The 18186-nt window shown below is 41.1% G+C and carries 15 protein-coding genes and 1 other annotated feature; of the genes, 12 read left to right on the top strand and 3 right to left on the bottom strand.

Translation table 11 applies throughout. The features are described 5' to 3' along the window. Positions 1-76: 76 nt before the first annotated feature. Positions 77-2401 carry an endopeptidase La gene (gene lon / locus ACJ004_RS19035; RefSeq protein WP_410894719.1) on the top strand — a complete coding sequence of 775 codons (2325 nt, stop codon included), beginning with the start codon at positions 77-79 and terminating at the stop codon, positions 2399-2401. Beyond that, a complete protein-coding gene (gene yihA / locus ACJ004_RS19030; protein ID WP_410894718.1) occupies positions 2401-2982 on the top strand; it encodes a ribosome biogenesis GTP-binding protein YihA/YsxC in 582 nt (193 codons plus the stop codon). Before lon ends, yihA begins: the two co-directional genes overlap by 1 nt. A gap of 33 nt (positions 2983-3015) precedes the next feature. Here the strand turns inward: yihA and ACJ004_RS19025 are convergent, their stop codons facing one another. After that, on the bottom strand, positions 3016-3504 hold the full coding sequence (locus ACJ004_RS19025) for a LiaF transmembrane domain-containing protein (protein ID WP_410894902.1): 489 nt from the start codon (positions 3502-3504) through the stop codon (positions 3016-3018). A gap of 278 nt (positions 3505-3782) precedes the next feature. Here ACJ004_RS19025 and hemA point away from each other — a divergent pair, with 278 nt between their 5' ends. The 6 genes from hemA to hemL are packed head-to-tail and all read left to right on the top strand — an operon-like array spanning position 3783 to position 10000. After that, the gene (gene hemA / locus ACJ004_RS19020) at positions 3783-5126 is read left to right on the top strand and encodes a glutamyl-tRNA reductase (protein WP_410894717.1); all 1344 of its coding nucleotides are present in this window, start codon (positions 3783-3785) and stop codon (positions 5124-5126) included. 12 nt (positions 5127-5138) lie between these two features. Further along, positions 5139-5972 carry a cytochrome C assembly family protein gene (locus tag ACJ004_RS19015; protein ID WP_410894716.1) on the top strand — a complete coding sequence of 278 codons (834 nt, stop codon included), beginning with the start codon at positions 5139-5141 and terminating at the stop codon, positions 5970-5972. A 23-nt stretch (positions 5973-5995) separates the two neighbouring features. Beyond that, complete coding sequence (gene hemC / locus ACJ004_RS19010; protein WP_410894715.1) at positions 5996-6931, top strand: hydroxymethylbilane synthase; 936 nt, start codon at positions 5996-5998, stop codon at positions 6929-6931. Next, on the top strand, positions 6928-7710 hold the full coding sequence (locus ACJ004_RS19005) for a uroporphyrinogen-III synthase (RefSeq protein ID WP_410894714.1): 783 nt from the start codon (positions 6928-6930) through the stop codon (positions 7708-7710). The genes hemC and ACJ004_RS19005 overlap by 4 nt, the downstream gene beginning before the upstream one ends. Positions 7711-7713: 3 nt before the next feature. Next, positions 7714-8694, top strand: coding sequence for a porphobilinogen synthase (hemB, locus tag ACJ004_RS19000; protein WP_410894713.1), 981 nt, complete (start codon positions 7714-7716; stop codon positions 8692-8694). A gap of 19 nt (positions 8695-8713) precedes the next feature. Beyond that, on the top strand, positions 8714-10000 hold the full coding sequence (gene hemL, locus ACJ004_RS18995) for a glutamate-1-semialdehyde 2,1-aminomutase (protein WP_410894712.1): 1287 nt from the start codon (positions 8714-8716) through the stop codon (positions 9998-10000). A 45-nt stretch (positions 10001-10045) separates the two neighbouring features. Here the strand turns inward: hemL and ACJ004_RS18990 are convergent, their stop codons facing one another. Continuing rightward, on the bottom strand, positions 10046-10213 hold the full coding sequence (locus ACJ004_RS18990) for a hypothetical protein (protein WP_410894711.1): 168 nt from the start codon (positions 10211-10213) through the stop codon (positions 10046-10048). 749 nt (positions 10214-10962) lie between these two features. Between ACJ004_RS18990 and spoVID the strand changes: the two genes are divergently transcribed. Both spoVID and ysxE read left to right on the top strand, forming a co-directional pair. Beyond that, on the top strand, positions 10963-12165 hold the full coding sequence (spoVID, locus tag ACJ004_RS18985; RefSeq protein WP_410894710.1) for a stage VI sporulation protein D: 1203 nt from the start codon (positions 10963-10965) through the stop codon (positions 12163-12165). Positions 12166-12274: 109 nt separating this feature from the next. Next, positions 12275-13309, top strand: coding sequence for a spore coat protein YsxE (gene ysxE, locus ACJ004_RS18980; RefSeq protein ID WP_410894709.1), 1035 nt, complete (start codon positions 12275-12277; stop codon positions 13307-13309). 18 nt (positions 13310-13327) lie between these two features. Here the strand turns inward: ysxE and ACJ004_RS18975 are convergent, their stop codons facing one another. After that, on the bottom strand, positions 13328-13519 hold the full coding sequence (locus ACJ004_RS18975) for a hypothetical protein (RefSeq protein ID WP_410894708.1): 192 nt from the start codon (positions 13517-13519) through the stop codon (positions 13328-13330). Between the two features lie 154 nt (positions 13520-13673). Next, positions 13674-13910: a binding site (T-box leader), on the top strand. A gap of 203 nt (positions 13911-14113) precedes the next feature. Between ACJ004_RS18975 and ACJ004_RS18970 the strand changes: the two genes are divergently transcribed. Together ACJ004_RS18970 and ACJ004_RS18965 are read left to right on the top strand one after the other, a co-directional pair. Beyond that, positions 14114-16756 carry a valine--tRNA ligase gene (locus ACJ004_RS18970; protein ID WP_410894707.1) on the top strand — a complete coding sequence of 881 codons (2643 nt, stop codon included), beginning with the start codon at positions 14114-14116 and terminating at the stop codon, positions 16754-16756. 73 nt (positions 16757-16829) lie between these two features. After that, positions 16830-18152, top strand: coding sequence for a bifunctional folylpolyglutamate synthase/dihydrofolate synthase (locus ACJ004_RS18965; RefSeq protein WP_410894706.1), 1323 nt, complete (start codon positions 16830-16832; stop codon positions 18150-18152). Positions 18153-18186 lie beyond the last annotated feature (34 nt).

Genomic DNA, 18186 nt, shown 5'->3' with positions numbered 1-18186 from the left:
ATAAATAGGATAGAATTGTACAAAGACCATTCTGATTTAGCAGAGAAAAATTGTTTGCATGTGGAGGTGCAGTAATTTGACGAAAAAGAACGAATTGATCGTCCCCCTCCTGCCGCTTCGAGGATTGCTCGTCTATCCGACAATGGTCCTTCATTTAGATGTAGGACGTGAAAGATCAGTACAAGCACTTGAAAAAGCAATGGTAGATGACCATTTAATCTTCTTAACCACTCAAAAGGAAGTATCGATTGATGACCCTTCTGAAGAGGATTTATACACAATAGGAACATTAACAAAAGTAAAACAAATGCTTAAACTGCCTAATGGTACGATAAGAGTATTGGTAGAAGGATTAAATCGCGGGGAAATCATTTCATTTCATGATGAAGAAGACTATTATGCGGTTACAGTGATAACCTATGATGACCCAGACACGAAAGATGTCGAAGATCAAGCCTTAATGAGAACTATGCTTGACTATTTCGAGCAATACATAAAATTATCGAAGAAGATTTCTGCAGAAACTTATGCTTCTGTGGCTGATATAGAAGAGCCTGGCAGAATGGCAGATATCATTTCCTCGCATTTACCAATCAAGCTGAAGGAAAAGCAGGAAATCTTGGAAACAACGGATCCTAAAGAAAGAGTCAACAAAGTAATTGATATCATTCATAACGAAAAAGAAGTCTTGAACCTAGAGAAAAAGATTGGTCAGCGTGTTAAGCGTTCGATGGAACGGACACAAAAAGAGTATTATTTGCGTGAGCAAATGAAGGCGATCCAAAAGGAATTAGGCGATAAGGAAGGCAAAACGGGTGAAATTGCCGACCTTACAAAAAAAATCGAGCAAGCAGGTATGCCTGAACATGTTCTTAAAGTTGCCCAAAAGGAACTAGACCGTTATGAAAAAGTACCAGCGAGTTCAGCGGAAAGTGCAGTCATTCGGAACTACATCGATTGGCTCATTTCCCTCCCTTGGTCGAAGAAAACGGAGGATGACATTGACATAATCCGTGCAGAAAAAGTCTTAAATCAGGATCATTTTGGTCTTGAAAAGGTAAAGGAACGTGTCCTCGAATATTTAGCAGTCCAAAAGCTGACCAATTCGTTAAAAGGGCCCATTCTTTGTCTTGCAGGGCCTCCAGGTGTGGGTAAAACAAGTCTTGCCCGCTCAATTGCAACATCGCTCAATCGTCATTTTGTTCGTGTATCACTTGGCGGTGTGCGTGATGAATCCGAAATTCGCGGACATCGGAGAACCTATGTTGGTGCCATGCCGGGACGGATCATCCAAGGAATGAAAAAAGCAGGAACAATTAACCCTGTCTTTTTACTCGATGAAATCGATAAAATGTCTAGTGATTTCCGCGGTGATCCATCAAGCGCCATGCTTGAAGTCCTAGACCCTGAACAAAACAGTAATTTTAGTGACCATTATATAGAAGAAACCTATGACCTCTCTAAGGTCATGTTTATCGCAACGGCCAACAATCTATCAACGATTCCTGGGCCACTATTAGACAGAATGGAAATAATCACGATTGCGGGCTACACCGAGCTTGAAAAAGTCCATATTTGTAGAGATCATTTACTTCCAAAACAAGTAAAAGAAAATGGTCTATCAAAAGGAATTCTTCAAGTCCGCGATGATGCCATTCTAAAAGTCGTTCGTTACTACACCCGTGAAGCTGGTGTTCGAAGCTTAGAACGTCAGATGGCTACCCTTTGCCGGAAAACAGCAAAAATAATTGTATCAGGTGAGAAGAAGCGAGTCGTCATTACGGAAAAGAATATCGAAGAATTCTTAGGAAAGCCAAGATTCCACTATGGGATGGCTGAGTCCGAAGATCAGGTCGGTGTAGCAACTGGGTTAGCCTATACAACAGTTGGGGGAGACACACTCCAGATTGAAGTTTCTTTGGCACCAGGTAAAGGAAAGCTTGTATTAACTGGAAAGCTTGGCGACGTCATGAAGGAGTCAGCACAAGCAGCGTTTAGTTATATTCGTTCCAAGGCGGAAGAACTAGGAATTGATGAAAACTTCCATGAAAAATATGATATCCATATTCATGTTCCCGAAGGTGCCGTTCCAAAGGATGGACCATCGGCAGGAATCACCATGGCTACAGCATTGGTATCAGCCTTGTCGGGCAGACCAATTCGCCGCGAAGTCGGCATGACTGGTGAGATTACGTTAAGAGGAAGGGTCCTTCCTATTGGCGGTTTGAAAGAAAAGACACTTAGTGCTCATCGAGCCGGCTTAACCAAGATTATTCTTCCAAAAGATAATGAAAAAGATATTGATGATATACCAGAAAGCGTTAGGAATGAACTCGATTTTGTCCTTGTTTCTCATGTGGATGAAGTCTTGAGGCATGCCCTTTTAGAAGGTGAAGTGTAATGAAGGTAGTCAGTTCAGAAATTGTCATCAGTGCAGTAAAGCCAGACCAATACCCAGAGACAGATTTACCTGAATTTGCGCTCGCCGGCCGTTCCAATGTCGGAAAATCATCTTTTATCAATAAGATGCTAAATAGAAAAGGTCTTGCAAGAATCTCCTCCAAGCCTGGAAAAACGCAAACGCTAAATTTCTACTTGATTAACGAAATAATGCATTTTGTGGATGTCCCTGGCTATGGATACGCCAAAGTATCTAAATCGGAGCGTGCGGCATGGGGGAAAATGATTGAAACTTATTTTACATCACGCGAGCAACTAAAAGCAGCAGTGCAAATTGTTGATCTTAGACATCCACCATCAAAGGATGATGTGATGATGTATGAATTTTTAAAGCACTATGATATCCCCTGCATCATCATCGCAACTAAAGCCGATAAAATCCCAAAGGGGAAATGGCAAAAGCATTTAAAAATCGTCCGTGAAACGATGGATGTTGATAAAAAAGACCAAATGATTCTCTTTTCATCTGAAACAGGACTGGGTAAAGATGAAGCATGGTCGGCATTACAGAGCTTTATGTAAAAAAATAAACGCCTGGCATTTACGCGCCAGGCGTTATTTTTTTTTCTTAAGTAGAAAATAAATCCCAACCACAATCAGTAGAGCTGGCCAAAACTTCCAAACAAAACTCATTCCGTTTTGCAGTAAATCAAAATAAGCAGTAATTTTATCATAAAATAAGAGGAGAACAGCTAAAATAAGAAAGAGAAATGCTTGGAACAAACCAGAATTCGACCTTTGGAACCGCAGGAAAAATCCTATAGAAATGATTAAAATTAACATCCCGATTGTGTTGCTTGGCCAAAAGGACACTTTGCCCACTACATGAAAATGGAGTCCAAATCCAGCCATAATGACCCCTGGAAGAATTGCCTCATATTCATTTGCAGAATATCCCTGCCCTAAAAAAGCAATTCCGACGATGATCAATAAAGTCGGCCATGTGAAAAATTGTTGGAAAATAGTAATACCGGTTTGCTGCAACAAAAAGTAAGCACCAAAGCCTATGAGAATAATCCCAGGAAAAATTCGTTGATTCTTCATTAAAAACACCACACTTCCAGTAAGGTTCACTTGAAACTCGTCCGTTTTTTTGATACTGTACATAAGGAAGTATTTTAAGAAAACATTTATTATTATTAAGAAAGTTTAAAGTAAACTTTGCTAATCTGTCCCTATTGGGATTGTTCATCAGCGATGTTACTTAAATATATTAACATATAGTTTCGTTTTCTGTTCACATTTTTCGATCAAAAGACGAAATTGCTCATGATATAATCATACTAGTTAAGTTGCAATATCTATTGGGGGTGTCCTTACAAATGCATACATTAGTGATCGGTATAAACTATAAAACTGCCCCTGTTGAAATACGTGAGCGGTTGTCATTTAATGAAGCCGACCTCTCGGATGCCATAAAAAAGTTAAATACCAAAAAAAGCATCTTAGAAAATATCATCTTGTCTACATGTAATCGTACGGAAATTTATGCGGTTGTAGATCAATTACATACAGGCCGCTATTATATTAAAGAATTTCTGGCAGAATGGTTCGGATTAGAACAAAAAGAATTTTCTCCGTTCTTATTTGTGTATGAAGATGATGGGGCGATTGATCATTTATTTAATGTTACATGCGGACTTAATTCTATGGTCTTAGGGGAAACACAAATCCTTGGACAGGTTCGTACGAGCTTCATGTTGGCACAGCAAGAAGGCACTACAGGTACCGTATTTAACCACTTGTTTAAGCAAGCAATTACCCTTGCAAAACGCGCGCATTCAGAAACAGATATTGGTGCAAATGCCGTTTCTGTCAGCTATGCAGCAGTGGAGTTAGCCAAGAAAATTTTTGGCTCGCTTGCCAATAAACATGTGTTAATTTTTGGTGCAGGCAAAATGGGTGAGTTAGCGGCCCAGAACCTCCATGGTAATGGAGTGAAGAAAGTAACTGTTATTAACCGAACTTATGAAAAGGCGATCGACTTAGCGAATCGATTCAGCGGTAAAGCGAGAAAATTGGCTGAGTTAGAGAAAGCAATGGTGGAAGCTGATATCCTAATTAGTTCAACTGGTGCGAAGGACTTTGTCATTTCAAAAGACATGATGGTTAAAGTAGAGAAAAAACGTAAGGGTAAGCCATTATTTATGGTAGACATTGCCGTACCGCGCGACCTTGATCCAAAAATTGGTGAACTTGAAAATGTCTTTTTATACGATATTGACGATTTAGAGGGGATTGTCGAGGCCAACCTGCAAGAGCGCAAGAAAGCGGCCGAAAAAATCATGCTCATGATCGAAAAAGAAATCGTCGAGTTCAAGCAATGGCTTGGAATGCTTGGTGTGGTTCCAGTTATCTCAGCACTTAGAGAAAAAGCCCATGTCATTCAATCTGAAACGATGGTTAGTTTGGAAAGAAAATTACCAAATTTATCTGAGCGTGATTTAAAAGTTTTAAATAAGCACACAAAAAGTATCATCAATCAGCTCTTAAAGGATCCTATCTTACAAGCAAAAGAATTGGCTGCGCGTCCTGATGCAAATCAGGCTATGGATCTATTCATGAAAATCTTTAATATTGAAGAGCTTGTTCAAGAACAACATTCGAAAGCAGCCGAAACCAATCTAATACCGGTTACAACACCGCGGGCTTCCTTTCAGTCATAAGGGGTACATTCTATGTTTAATGTCTTTATGACAAGGCTACACGAATTAACTGTTGTTCTCTATGCCTTTAGTGTGTTGTTATATTTTTTCGATTTTCTACACCATAACCGGAAGGCAAACCGTATTGCTTTCTGGTTACTTGCATTTGTATGGATTTTACAAACCGTCTTCCTCGCAAGCTATATGTATAAAACAGGCAGGTTCCCTGTACTAACGATTTTTGAGGGACTTTATTTTTATGCTTGGATATTAGTCACATTATCAATTGTTATCAATCATTTATTACGTGTTGATTTTATCGTCTTTTTTACGAATATCCTTGGCTTTACGGTAATGGCGATTCATACATTTGCGCCGATGCAATATAGTTCGCATATCATGGCTAAGCAGCTTGTTTCCGAACTTCTGTTGATCCATATAACGATGGCCATCCTATCATATGGAGCCTTTTCACTATCCTTTGTATTTTCATCTTTATATCTGCTTCAATATGATTTATTAAAAAGGAAAAAATGGGGAACTAGGCTCATACGACTTGCTGACTTAGATAAACTCGAAAAATCATCTTACATATTGGCCGTTATCGGTGTTCCTATGCTGCTGCTTAGTTTGATTTTAGGACTGCAGTGGGCCTTCCTTAAGGTACCCGGGATGCCTTGGTACGATATGAAAATTATTGGATCTTTTATGTTATTAATAGCCTATAGTATCCTTTTATATTTGCATATTATGAAAAATTTATCGGGACGAAAATTAGCGATTTGGAATACAGCCGCATTTTTAATTGTCTTAATTAACTTTTTCTTATTAGGTCGATTATCATCTTTTCATTTATGGTATGCGTAGTGCAAACCAAGGAGGCAGCAATCATGAGAAAAATCATTGTAGGTTCTAGACGAAGCAAACTAGCTTTAACACAAACAAACTGGGTGATGGACCAGCTCAATAACTTGGACCCTCGTTTTGAATTCGAAGTAAAAGAAATCGTCACAAAAGGGGATCAAATTCTGGACGTTACCCTTTCAAAAGTTGGCGGTAAAGGATTATTTGTAAAAGAGATCGAGCAGGCTATGCTTGATAAAGAGATTGATATGGCCGTTCATAGTATGAAAGACATGCCAGCTGTTTTACCAGAGGGACTGACAATTGGCTGCATTCCTTTCCGTGAAGATCACCGTGACGCGCTGATTTCAAGAGGACATGTGAAGTTAAAAGATTTAAAGCCAGGTGCGATTGTCGGAACAAGCAGCCTGCGCCGTAGTGCACAGCTGTTAGTGGCGCGACCAGATTTAGAGATTAAATGGATTCGTGGGAACGTGGATACAAGATTAGCAAAATTAGAAACGGAAGAATACGATGCGATTATTCTAGCGGCTGCAGGCCTTTCCCGCCTTGGCTGGGCTTCAGATGTCGTGACTGAATTTTTAGATGCAGACCTTTGTATTCCAGCTGTGGGTCAAGGGGCTTTATCAATCGAATGCCGTGAAGATGATAAAGAACTTCTAGAACTCTTTGAAAAATTCACCTGCAAGAAAACAGAAAGAGCCGTTCGTGCTGAGCGTGCGTTCCTTCAAAAAATGGAGGGTGGGTGTCAGGTACCAATTGCTGGCTTCGCATATGTGGCTGAAAATGATGAAATCGTCCTAAATGTTTTAGTTGCTTCACCAGAAGGACATGAAATAATTAAAGAAGAAGTTAGAGGACAAAATCCAGAAGAGCTTGGTATTCAGGCGGCTGACCTATTAATTCAAAAGGGTGGAAAAGACCTGATTGAAAAGGTGAAACGGGAGCTTGAAGGTCAATGATCCAATCGTTGCCTTTGCTTGATAAAAAGGTTCTTGTTCCAAGAGGAGAAAATCAAGCAAAATCCTTTTCGCAGTTGGTTGAAAGGTATGGAGGGATTCCAATCGAAATCCCTCTTATTGCCTTTCGTCCGATTGAAAAAAATCAGCGTCTGCATGATGCACTGATGGCACTTGATACATATGACTGGTTAATTTTTACGAGCAATGTCACAGTTGAAACCTTCTTTTCTTTTTTTAAAGAGGAAGGGCAAGGCTGTACCCTTCCAAAAATCGCTGTCATTGGAAAAAGGACGGCAGAGGTTTTAAAAGAGATGGGGTTCTCACCTGAGTTTGTTCCATCCGCCTATGTGGCGGAAACGTTTGTAGAAGAATTTAGCCCATTTATAGATAGGGATTCAAGGGTGCTCCTTCCGAAAGGCAATCTTGCTCGAGAATATATCGCTCGTTCCTTACATAAGTTCGGTGCACAGGTAGATGAGGTGGTCATTTACGAGACGTACCTGCCGGATAGTAGTCGTGATATGCTGGCGGATATGCTAGCGAATCATCAACTTGATATCCTTACCTTTACAAGCCCTTCGACGGTGGATCATCTAATGGATGTCGTTAAGGAATATGGACTAGATGAGCAGTTAAGAAGCTGCCTGATTAGCTGTATTGGGCCTGTAACCGAGAAAAAATTACGTGCCTATGGATTAACGGTCCATGCGTCACCTAAAGAGTATACGGTTAAAGAAATGATTAGAAGTACGATTGCTTATTTAGAGATGGAGGAATAATAAATGGAACTTCAATTTAAACGTCATCGCCGCTTACGTTCAAGTGCAAGTATGCGCTCGCTTGTGCGTGAAAATCACTTGAAAGCGGAGGACTTCATATATCCACTATTTATTTACGAAGGTGAAAATATCCGTAAGGAAGTCTCATCCATGCCGGGTGTATTCCAAGTATCAATGGATCATCTAGAAGCAGAAATGGAAGATATCGTTGCCCATGGAATTAAGTCAGTTTTACTATTTGGCATTCCGAAAACGAAAGACGCATGCGGTGAGCAAGCATACCATGACCATGGGATTGTCCAGGTAGCGACTCGCTTTATCAAAGAAAAATTCCCTGAGATTATTGTCGTAGCTGATACTTGCTTATGTGAATACACAAGCCATGGGCATTGTGGAGTCGTTGAAGGAGAGAAGATTCTGAACGACCAATCCCTTGAATTGCTTGTAAAAACTGCAATAGCTCAGGCAGAAGCAGGGGCAGACATTATTGCACCATCTAATATGATGGACGGTTTTGTGGCTGCTATTCGTGCAGGATTAGACGAAGCGGGCTTTACTGAGATTCCGATTATGTCTTATGCCGTAAAATATGCCTCAGCTTTCTACGGTCCATTCCGTGAAGCAGCTGAAGGAGCACCGCAATTTGGTGATCGTAAGACGTATCAAATGGATCCTGCGAACCGTATGGAAGCATTTAGAGAAGCCGAATCTGATGTGGCTGAAGGGGCAGACTTCCTGATCGTGAAGCCAGGTATGCCATACCTTGACATCGTTCGTGATATGAAAAATACCTTTAATTTACCAATTGTTATTTATAATGTAAGTGGAGAATATTCAATGATTAAAGCGGCTGCACAAAACGGCTGGATTGATGAGAAAAACACCGTGCTTGAAATGTTAATCGGCATGAAACGTGCAGGGGCGGATTTGATCATCACTTATGCTGCAAAAGATGCGGTTCGCTGGTTAAGAGAAGACCAATAATTTGAAAAGAGGGAACGGCATGCGTTCGTATACTAAGTCGATAGAAGCATTTAAAGAAGCCCAAACTCTCATGCCAGGCGGAGTAAATAGCCCGGTACGTGCTTTTAAATCAGTAAATATGGACCCGATTTTTATGGAACGAGGCAAGGGTTCAAAGATCTATGATATTGATGGCAATGAATACATTGACTACGTCCTTTCATGGGGACCGCTTATCCTTGGTCATACGAATGACCGTGTAGTTGAAGGCTTAAAAAAGGTGGCAGAGCTTGGTACAAGTTTCGGTGCCCCGACATTAATGGAAAATAAACTTGCTAATCTTGTGATTGAACGAGTACCATCGATTGAAGTGATTCGGATGGTATCTTCAGGAACAGAAGCGACGATGAGTGCGCTTCGCTTAGCTAGAGGCTATACAGGCCGTAACAAAATTTTGAAATTTGAAGGCTGCTACCATGGTCACGGGGATTCCCTGTTGATTAAGGCGGGTTCTGGAGTGGCAACACTTGGGTTACCTGACAGCCCAGGTGTTCCTGAAGGCATTGCAAAAAACACTATCACTGTACCATATAATGACTTAGAAAGTGTGAAGTTTGCGTTTGAACAATTCGGTGATGATCTTGCATGTATCATTGTTGAACCTGTTGCTGGGAACATGGGTCTAGTGCCACCTCTTCCAGGGTTCTTAGAAGGACTTCGTGAGATTACGTCCAAAAACGGCTCATTGCTAATTTTTGATGAAGTGATGACAGGCTTCCGTGTGGGCTATAACTGTGCTCAAGGGTATTTCAATATCACTCCTGACATTACCTGTCTGGGTAAAGTAATCGGCGGTGGACTTCCTGTAGGAGCTTACGGCGGTAAAGCGGAAATCATGCAGCAGATTGCACCAAGCGGTCCAATTTATCAAGCAGGAACTTTGTCAGGTAATCCACTTGCAATGACAGCCGGTTTTGAAACATTAAGCCAATTAACTCCAGAACATTACGAGGAATTTATCCGTAAAGGAGATCTATTGGAAAAGGGCTTCAAGGCAGCGGCTGAAAAATATGATGTTCCAATCTCATTTAACCGTGCGGGTTCAATGATTGGCTTCTTCTTTACCAATCAAGATGTTATAAATTATGAGGTGGCGAAATCATCCAATTTGGAGTTCTTCGCAGCATATTATCGTGAGATGGCTCTTCAAGGGATCTTCTTACCGCCATCACAATTTGAAGGCTTGTTCTTATCCACTGAGCATTCAGATGAAGATATCGAAAAGACAATCCGAGCAGCTGAGATCGCATTCTCAAAGCTTAAATAATATTGTTCTAGGCACCCACCAGGTATGGTGGGTGTTTTTGTATGATTAAGGGCTTAATTTGTTGAGCCAGTCTGTGGACTGGCTTTTGGGAGATGACAAATCGGGCTTGGCGGAATAAATAGGAGTTTTGGCGGAATAACGATGGAAGCCGGCGGAATAAAGTTCGAGTTTGGCGGAATAAAATAGAAAATCGGCGGAATTACCACTCAACATGGCGGAATCCCCCCGTACCCTAGTAAAGGCATACTATCTTATATTACAGAGATCTCCAGGCCTGAGCACTCATTAAAATAGAATTTAAAAGCTGTTTGGCGGAATAGATTCGAGTTTTGGCGGAATAACGATGGAAGCTGGCGGAATAAAGTTCGAGTTTGGCGGAATAAAATAGAAAATCGGCGGAATTCCTACTCAACTTGGCGGAATCCCCCCGTACCTTAGTAAGGCCCGCTCCCATGACATTACAGAGGTCTCCAGGCCTGAGCACTCATTAAAATAGGTAAATAATAGTTGTTTGGCGGAATAGATTCGAGTTTTGGCGGAATACCGATGAAAACTCGCGGAATAAAGTTCGAGTTTGGCGGAATAAAATAGAAAATCGGCGGAATCCCCCCGTACCTTAGTAAGGCCCGCTCCCATGATAATACAGAGGTCTCCAGGCCTGAGCACTCATTAAAATAGTATTTAAAAGCTGTTTGGCGGAATAGATTCGAGTTTTGGCGGAATAACGATGGAAGCTGGCGGAATAAAGTTCAAGTTTGGCGGAATAAAATAGAAAATCGGCGGAATTCCCACTCATCATGGAGGAATCAACCCCTCTAAAAACAAAATAAGCTTTATCTAAGTCTCCATCCCCAAAAACTACGATTCTTTTCTAATCAAAAGTATCATATTTAGAGCCCATGGGTCATAGAGTGTAAGTGACATAGTGATTTTGCGTAAAGGAAACGAAAGGAGGAGTCGCTTTGTCCCAAGAGAACCAATCGTGCCTACGCTTTTCCTTGGAGGAATCTTTGTGGTTTAGAAAAGGACAGGAAGTCGAAGAATTGGTCTCCATTTCTTTAGATCCGGACATTACCATCCAGGAAAACGATCAGTACGTAACCATAAGAGGTTCGCTCGAACTCACAGGCGAATATAAAAGTTACGAAACTAACAATGAAAGCGAAGAGGAAGGTGTAGTTTCACAAAAGTTTGTGGAGAGGGTCGATGCAAGCGAGGAAGGAACATGTGAATTTTCACATCGATTCCCAGTCGACATTACCATCCCTAATAATCGGATTCAAAGTATCTACGATATCGATGTTCTCGTTGAATCGTTTGACTATTCGATTCCTGAACGCAGTTGCCTGAAGTTGGCAGCAGAACTAACTATTAGCGGCTTATATGGAACCGATCAACTACAACAACCGCAGGAAGAAGTAGAAGAAATTGAGGTTGTCTATCGTGCTGAACTTGAAAAAGCCAATGAAGAAGTGGAAGAAGTAGAAGTTGAACTAGAAACAGTTCAAAGTAATTATCAAGATAACTTCTTGTTTGAAGCAGAGGCTAGGAAACCGCAGGAAGAAGAGAGTGTAGAGGTTTTACCGAAATTTCCGACCTTCAATTATCAACCACAGGAAGAAATGGAAGAAGAGGAAAACGAACCTGTATGGGAATTACAAGCGGCCAGAAATGAAGGGAATCAACCATCATGGAATAGCCAAGAAGAAAAAAATGACGAAAACCAACCAGCATTAAATATCCCAGAAGTAAAAAGTGAAGAGAGCCAACCTGCATGGTATTTGCAAGAAGCAAGAAGTGAAGCTGGTGTGCCTGGACCAGAGGATGCGGAAGAGATTGTTTCCGAGGCAGAGCATGCCCCAGCTGGTCAGGTTGAAGAAAGCTCTTCCGCACATGAAGAACCACCACCAAAGAATGTGAAAAAGAAAAAAGCCGCCAAAAAGAAAAGTATGACCTTAACCGAGTTTTTTGCTCGGAAGGATGAAAGTACTGAGCAAGCAAGAGTAAAGATTTGCATCGTCCAAAAGGGAGATACCGTTAACAGCGTGGCCGATCGATATGACGTATCGGTGCAAAACCTCCTTCGCGTTAATAATCTTGAAATCAATCAAGATGTATACGAAGGCCAAGTATTATATATTCCTAGCAGCTTTGCAAAAAAATAATTGAAAGAGATGAGCGGGTTCATTTGACCTGCTCACCTTCTTTTCATGACATGTTTGTCGCCGCTAAATAGGCGATTACGCTCTTCTGATGAAAGAGAGTTGAGTTCTCATGAATAACTCGAATTATATAGGCCCACTTGCATCTATTTTAAAACATTACCTAATCGAACCACATTTTGTAGAGGATTTTGGCAGCGTTCTAAAGGTTTATTCAAACAAAGGAACTTTTGCTTTAAAAAAAATCGACCCCACGACCGGGACCGACTTTATTCGCCATGTTCATCTTCTCTACCAAAAAGGGTATAACCGCATCGTTCCCATTTACCCTACCATGGATGGCAGGTATGCAGTCTTACATGAAAATAATCTTTATTACTTAATGCCGTGGATGTCCAATGAACAAAAGGAAGACCGTGAGCACAAAAATCAGCAGCTTTTTCGTGAGCTTGCGCGGCTTCATACCCTTTCCGCCAAAGAAATTACTATGAACAAAGAAGAACGAACCGAGCACTATGAGAAGACCCTTCAGCAGCTTGAAAAACAACAGGAATTTCTCGATGGTTACATCGACGAATGTGAAAAAAAGACGTACATGTCGCCGTTCGAATTGTTATATTGCCTGTATTACAACGAAATCAGCCAGGCGCTGCGATTCTCGAAAACGAAATTTGAAGAGTGGTATGAAAAAACAAAAGACAACGAAAAGGCCCGCATGGTGATTACACACGGAAAATTATCACCCGAGCATTTTTTATATGATGATAAAGGATATGGCTTTTTTATAAATTTTGAGAATGCTCGGTATGGATCACCGATTCATGACCTTCTGCCTTATTTATCAAGAGCCCTAAATACCAATCCAAAACGAAGCGATACAGCTATCGATTGGGTGTATCATTACTTTAAATACTTTCCATTTAAAGCAGACGAAAAATTATTATTCTTCAGCTATTTAGCGCTTCCAATTCCGATTATCCAAGTAGCAGAGAGTTACTATCGGAAACAGCGTCCTAAAAATGAGTTAAAATATGTACGCCAGCTGCAGCACCGTTACTGGCATTTGAAAAATTCTGAGTATGTCGTCATGAGAATGACCGAGATTGATGCGCAGGCAGCAGCAAAAGAAGGAGCCCAGCAGCAATAACCTTGCTACAAGGGCTCCTTATACGATTTCAAAATAGATGGACACCGCAATCGCGACAAATAAAGTTAATAACACGATATCAAAGAATGTAGGAATGATCAGTGTTCGAATAAATTGGAAGATCACAAAAGGAACAACTAACTGCGCGCAAACCCTCCGACAAGTCCGAAACCAGGGTTGGTATTTAAATTTATGGAAATTTCTCTTCACCGACAACCCCCCCTTTTTTATTTTCTTTATGTATATTCCACTAGTGCGGAGAATTCTCCAAAAAAGAAGCATATAGTATAAAAAATAAAAAAAGTGGATATCATTATTGACGTCAAACCCTTTTTTTCGGTAGTATAACAATATAAATTTAATTATATAAGCAATGACAGGGAAGAGTACGATACAAACCTGCTTAAAGAGAGGGAAATCATTAGCTGGAAGATTTCCTAAGCAGAAAGTCGGAAGGTCGCCCACGAGCTTCTTCAGCGAACGGATTTTAAAAATCCTATTAGTTGGAGACGGACTAAATCCGTTATCTACATAAGTGCCAATCAGTTTTTTTGATTGGAAAAAAGGTGGTACCGCGAAGCAAACTCCATTCGTCCTTTTATGACGATTGGGGTTTTTTTATGTGGAAAAAGGGCGGAGCGGCGCAAGAACGAATCAGGATATTCAACCTTTGTGAAAAAATACATTTTACACACGAATTAAGTGAAGCCTGGCTCTGCTCACACCGCCTTTGTTATGTTGGTTGGTGTGCTGCTCATATGAAATCACTTTTCACGATTAGTTTATTATAAGGAGGAATTAACTATGGAAACAAAGGAACTAACAATGCCTACTAAATACGACCCGCAAACGATTGAAAAAGGTCGGTATGAATGGTGGTTACAAGGGAAGTTTTTCGAAGCAAAAGATGATGAGGGTAAAGAACCGTATACGGTTGTTATCCCGCCGCCAAACGTAACGGGAAAACTTCATTTAGGTCATGCCTGGGATACAACTCTTCAAGATATCGTTACTCGCATGAAACGGATGCAGGGATATGATGTTCTCTGGTTACCTGGGATGGACCATGCTGGGATTGCTACCCAAGCAAAAGTAGAAGAAAAGCTTCGCAGTGAAGGCAAAAGCCGCTACGACTTAGGCAGAGAAAAGTTCGTTGAGGAAACATGGAAGTGGAAGGAAGAGTATGCTTCCCATATCCGACAGCAGTGGTCAAAACTTGGCTTAGGCTTAGATTACAGCCGTGAGCGATTTACACTGGATGAAGGCTTGTCTGATGCTGTTAAAGAGGTATTTGTTACCCTTTATAACAAAGGCCTCATTTACCGCGGGGAATATATTATTAACTGGGATCCATCCACCAAAACAGCTTTATCAGACATCGAGGTAATTTATAAAGATGTTCAAGGTGCTTTTTATCATATGAGTTATCCGCTTGCCGATGGTTCTGGACAGATCGAAGTGGCGACAACCCGTCCGGAAACGATGCTTGGTGATAGCGCGGTTGCCGTTCATCCAGAAGATGACCGTTACAAGCACCTCATAGGTAAAACCGTTATACTGCCAATCGTTGGCCGTGAAATTCCAATTGTTGCTGATGATTATGTGGATATGGAATTCGGATCTGGAGCGGTAAAAATTACACCAGCGCATGATCCGAACGATTTTGAAATAGGAAATCGTCACAAGCTTGAACGGATTCTCGTTATGAACGAAGACGGCTCTATGAATGATAAGGCCGGCAAGTATAAAGGGCTAGACCGTTTCGAATGCCGTAAGCAAATCGTAAAAGACTTGCAGGAACAAGGGGTTCTTTTCAAAATTGAAGAGCATCCACATTCCGTAGGTCACTCCGAACGAAGCGGTGCCGTTGTTGAACCGTACCTTTCTACACAATGGTTTGTTAAAATGCAGCCGCTCGCTGATGAAGCGATAGCCTTACAAAACAAAGAAGAAAAAGTAACCTTTGTACCAGACCGGTTTGAAAAAACCTACCTGCGCTGGATGGAAAATATCCGCGACTGGTGTATTTCGAGACAGCTTTGGTGGGGTCACCGAATTCCGGCTTGGTACCACAAGCAAACAGGTGAAGTATACGTTGGTCTAGAAGCACCTGCAGATGCTGAGAATTGGGAACAGGATAAGGACGTTCTAGATACTTGGTTCAGTTCCGCATTATGGCCATTTTCGACGATGGGCTGGCCGAATACTGAAGCGTCCGATTACAAGCGTTACTTCCCAACTGATGTTTTAGTGACTGGCTATGATATTATCTTCTTCTGGGTATCGAGAATGATTTTCCAAAGTATCGAATTTACAGGTGAGCGTCCATTTAAAGATGTTCTCATCCACGGCCTCGTTCGTGATGAGCAAGGACGGAAGATGAGTAAGTCCCTTGGCAACGGCGTTGACCCAATGGATGTTATTGAAAAATACGGTGCCGATGCGCTAAGATATTTCCTTTCAACAGGAAGCTCTCCAGGTCAAGATTTACGCTTTAGCTTTGAAAAAGTAGAGTCGACTTGGAACTTTGCCAATAAAATTTGGAATGCTTCTCGCTTTGCGTTAATGAATATGGACGGCATGACCTATGATGAAATTGATTTTAGCGGCGAAAAATCGGTTGCAGACAAGTGGATTTTAACACGCTTAAATGAAACGATTGAACATGTGACAAGACTTTCTGACCGCTATGAATTTGGTGAAGTTGGCCGTTCTTTATACAACTTTATCTGGGATGACTTCTGTGATTGGTATATTGAAATGGCGAAATTGCCGTTATATGGCGAAGATGAAACGGCTAAGAAAACAACTCGTTCAATACTGGCTCATGTATTAGATCAAACGATGCGTTTATTACATCCATTCATGCCATTTATCACCGAGGAAATTTGGCAGAACCTTCCTCATCAAGGGGAATCGATTACGACAGCGAAGTGGCCTGAAGTAAATCCAGCACTATCTGATGACCAAGCCGCACAAGAAATGAAGCTGCTTGTGGAAATGATTCGTTCCGTACGGAATATTCGTGCTGAAGTAAACACGCCAATGAGTAAGAAAATCAAAATGCTTGTGAAAGCAAAGGATGAAACGGTTCTTAAATCGATTGAAACTAACCGCAGCTACATTGAACGCTTCTGTAATCCAGAAGAATTGCAAATGGGCGTAGAGCTTGAAACACCTGAAAAAGCCATGACAGCTGTAATCACTGGCTTAGAAATCATCCTGCCGCTTGAAGGCCTGATTAACATTGACGAAGAAATTGCTCGTCTTGAAAAAGAATTTGACCGCTTAAATAAAGAAGTGGAAAGGGTTCAAAAGAAATTAAGCAATGAAGGCTTCATGAAAAAAGCCCCTGAAAGTGTTGTAGCTGAAGAGCGGGCAAAGGAAAATGACTATCGCGAGAAGAGAGCGATTGTTGAAGCGCGAATTAAAGAATTAAGAGGGTAAACAATAGGTGAGGCGAGTCCAGCAATGGGGTCGTCTCATCTTATTAATCTTACAAAAAGATGGGGTGTCACGGATGTTTACTACCTATATAGAAGCCCTAGAATGGATCCATGCACGGTTAAGACTAGGGATCAAACCAGGTTTAAAGCGGATGGAATGGATGATGGAAAGACTTGGCCATCCCGAAACAAAAATGAAGACCGTTCATATTGGCGGTACAAATGGAAAGGGTTCCACCGTTACCTTTCTTCGCTCGATTCTTGAAGAAGGTGGGTATACGGTTGGTACCTTTACCTCGCCCTATATTGAACAGTTTAACGAACGAATTAGTGTCAATGGCAAAGCAATTACCGATGCGGAACTGCTTCAGCTAACAAACATCATTCTTCCGCTGGCAGATGAGTTAGAAGAAACGGAGCTGGGCGGACCAACCGAGTTTGAAGTGATTACCGCAATGACGTTCCATTATTTTGCACATATAAACAAGGTTGACATCGTTATTTTTGAAGTGGGTTTAGGCGGTCGATTTGACTCCACAAACATTATTCAACCGTTAGCTTCCATCATTACCAACATCGGTCTAGATCACACCAATATCCTTGGGTCTACCTATGAAGAAATTGCCTTTGAAAAAGCAGGGATCATTAAAAAGAACACGGCTCTTTTTACAGCTGTTAAACACGCTGGCGCAATTAAGGAAATTGAAGAACAAGCGCAAAAGAAAGAGGCACCACTTTATCGGTTAGATCAGGAATTTTCGATTAGCGGCCATAAATCTTTAGTAAAGGGCGAAGTGTTTAACGTTTCCACCCAATTTGAAGCACTCGACCATTTAGAAATCAGCATGATTGGCCAGCATCAAACTGAAAATGCGGCTCTTGCTGTTATTACCGCTCAATTTTTACATCAGAAGGATGAGTTTATCCTGACTGAGCAGGCGATTCGAGCTGGATTAAAGAAGGCGTATTGGCCAGGAAGGTTTGAAATTCTGTCTGAAAGTCCACTTGTCATCATTGACGGGGCTCATAATGAGGAAGGGGTTGCGGCTCTCACTCATGAATTAGAAACGAGATATCCAAATCGTAAAATCCAAGTGGTATTTGCTGCGTTAACGGATAAAAAGCTGGACAAGATGATTGCCAAACTTGATAAAATTGCTTCACAAATTACCTTTGTTAGCTTTGATTTTCCACGGGCAGAGAAAGCGGAGGAATTACTGATAATAAGCCAGTCAGCAAACAAGCTGGCCGTCGATGATTGGCGATCTTTTCTTATAGAGGAGATAAAGACACTAGAAAGCAACAGCGTATTAGTAATAACTGGTTCACTCTATTTTATTTCAGAGGTAAAACCATTTTTAGACAAATGTTTGAAAAATAAGACAACTTCTTTGTGACAAGTTATTTTAATAATGGTAAAATTATTTTATC

Source organism: Neobacillus sp. 204, assembly GCF_046562815.1.
Classification (GTDB): Bacteria; Bacillota; Bacilli; order Bacillales; family Cytobacillaceae; genus Neobacillus.
The sequence above is the reverse complement of the archived record's forward strand: the minus strand, read 5'-3'. Positions and strand labels throughout refer to the sequence as shown.

Bases quoted from the DNA above. Each gene is read 5' to 3' on its own strand.
- yihA (WP_410894718.1), top strand. From the start codon at position 2,401: ATGAAGGTAGTCAGTTCAGAAATTGTCATCAGTGCAGTAAAGCCAGAC.
- ACJ004_RS19025 (WP_410894902.1), bottom strand. From the start codon at position 3,504: ATGAAGAATCAACGAATTTTTCCTGGGATTATTCTCATAGGCTTTGGT.
- hemA (WP_410894717.1), top strand. From the start codon at position 3,783: ATGCATACATTAGTGATCGGTATAAACTATAAAACTGCCCCTGTTGAA.
- ACJ004_RS19015 (WP_410894716.1), top strand. From the start codon at position 5,139: ATGTTTAATGTCTTTATGACAAGGCTACACGAATTAACTGTTGTTCTC.
- hemC (WP_410894715.1), top strand. From the start codon at position 5,996: ATGAGAAAAATCATTGTAGGTTCTAGACGAAGCAAACTAGCTTTAACA.
- ACJ004_RS19005 (WP_410894714.1), top strand. From the start codon at position 6,928: ATGATCCAATCGTTGCCTTTGCTTGATAAAAAGGTTCTTGTTCCAAGA.
- hemB (WP_410894713.1), top strand. From the start codon at position 7,714: ATGGAACTTCAATTTAAACGTCATCGCCGCTTACGTTCAAGTGCAAGT.
- hemL (WP_410894712.1), top strand. From the start codon at position 8,714: ATGCGTTCGTATACTAAGTCGATAGAAGCATTTAAAGAAGCCCAAACT.
- ACJ004_RS18990 (WP_410894711.1), bottom strand. From the start codon at position 10,213: ATGTTGAGTGGTAATTCCGCCGATTTTCTATTTTATTCCGCCAAACTC.
- ysxE (WP_410894709.1), top strand. From the start codon at position 12,275: ATGAATAACTCGAATTATATAGGCCCACTTGCATCTATTTTAAAACAT.
- ACJ004_RS18970 (WP_410894707.1), top strand. From the start codon at position 14,114: ATGGAAACAAAGGAACTAACAATGCCTACTAAATACGACCCGCAAACG.
- ACJ004_RS18965 (WP_410894706.1), top strand. From the start codon at position 16,830: ATGTTTACTACCTATATAGAAGCCCTAGAATGGATCCATGCACGGTTA.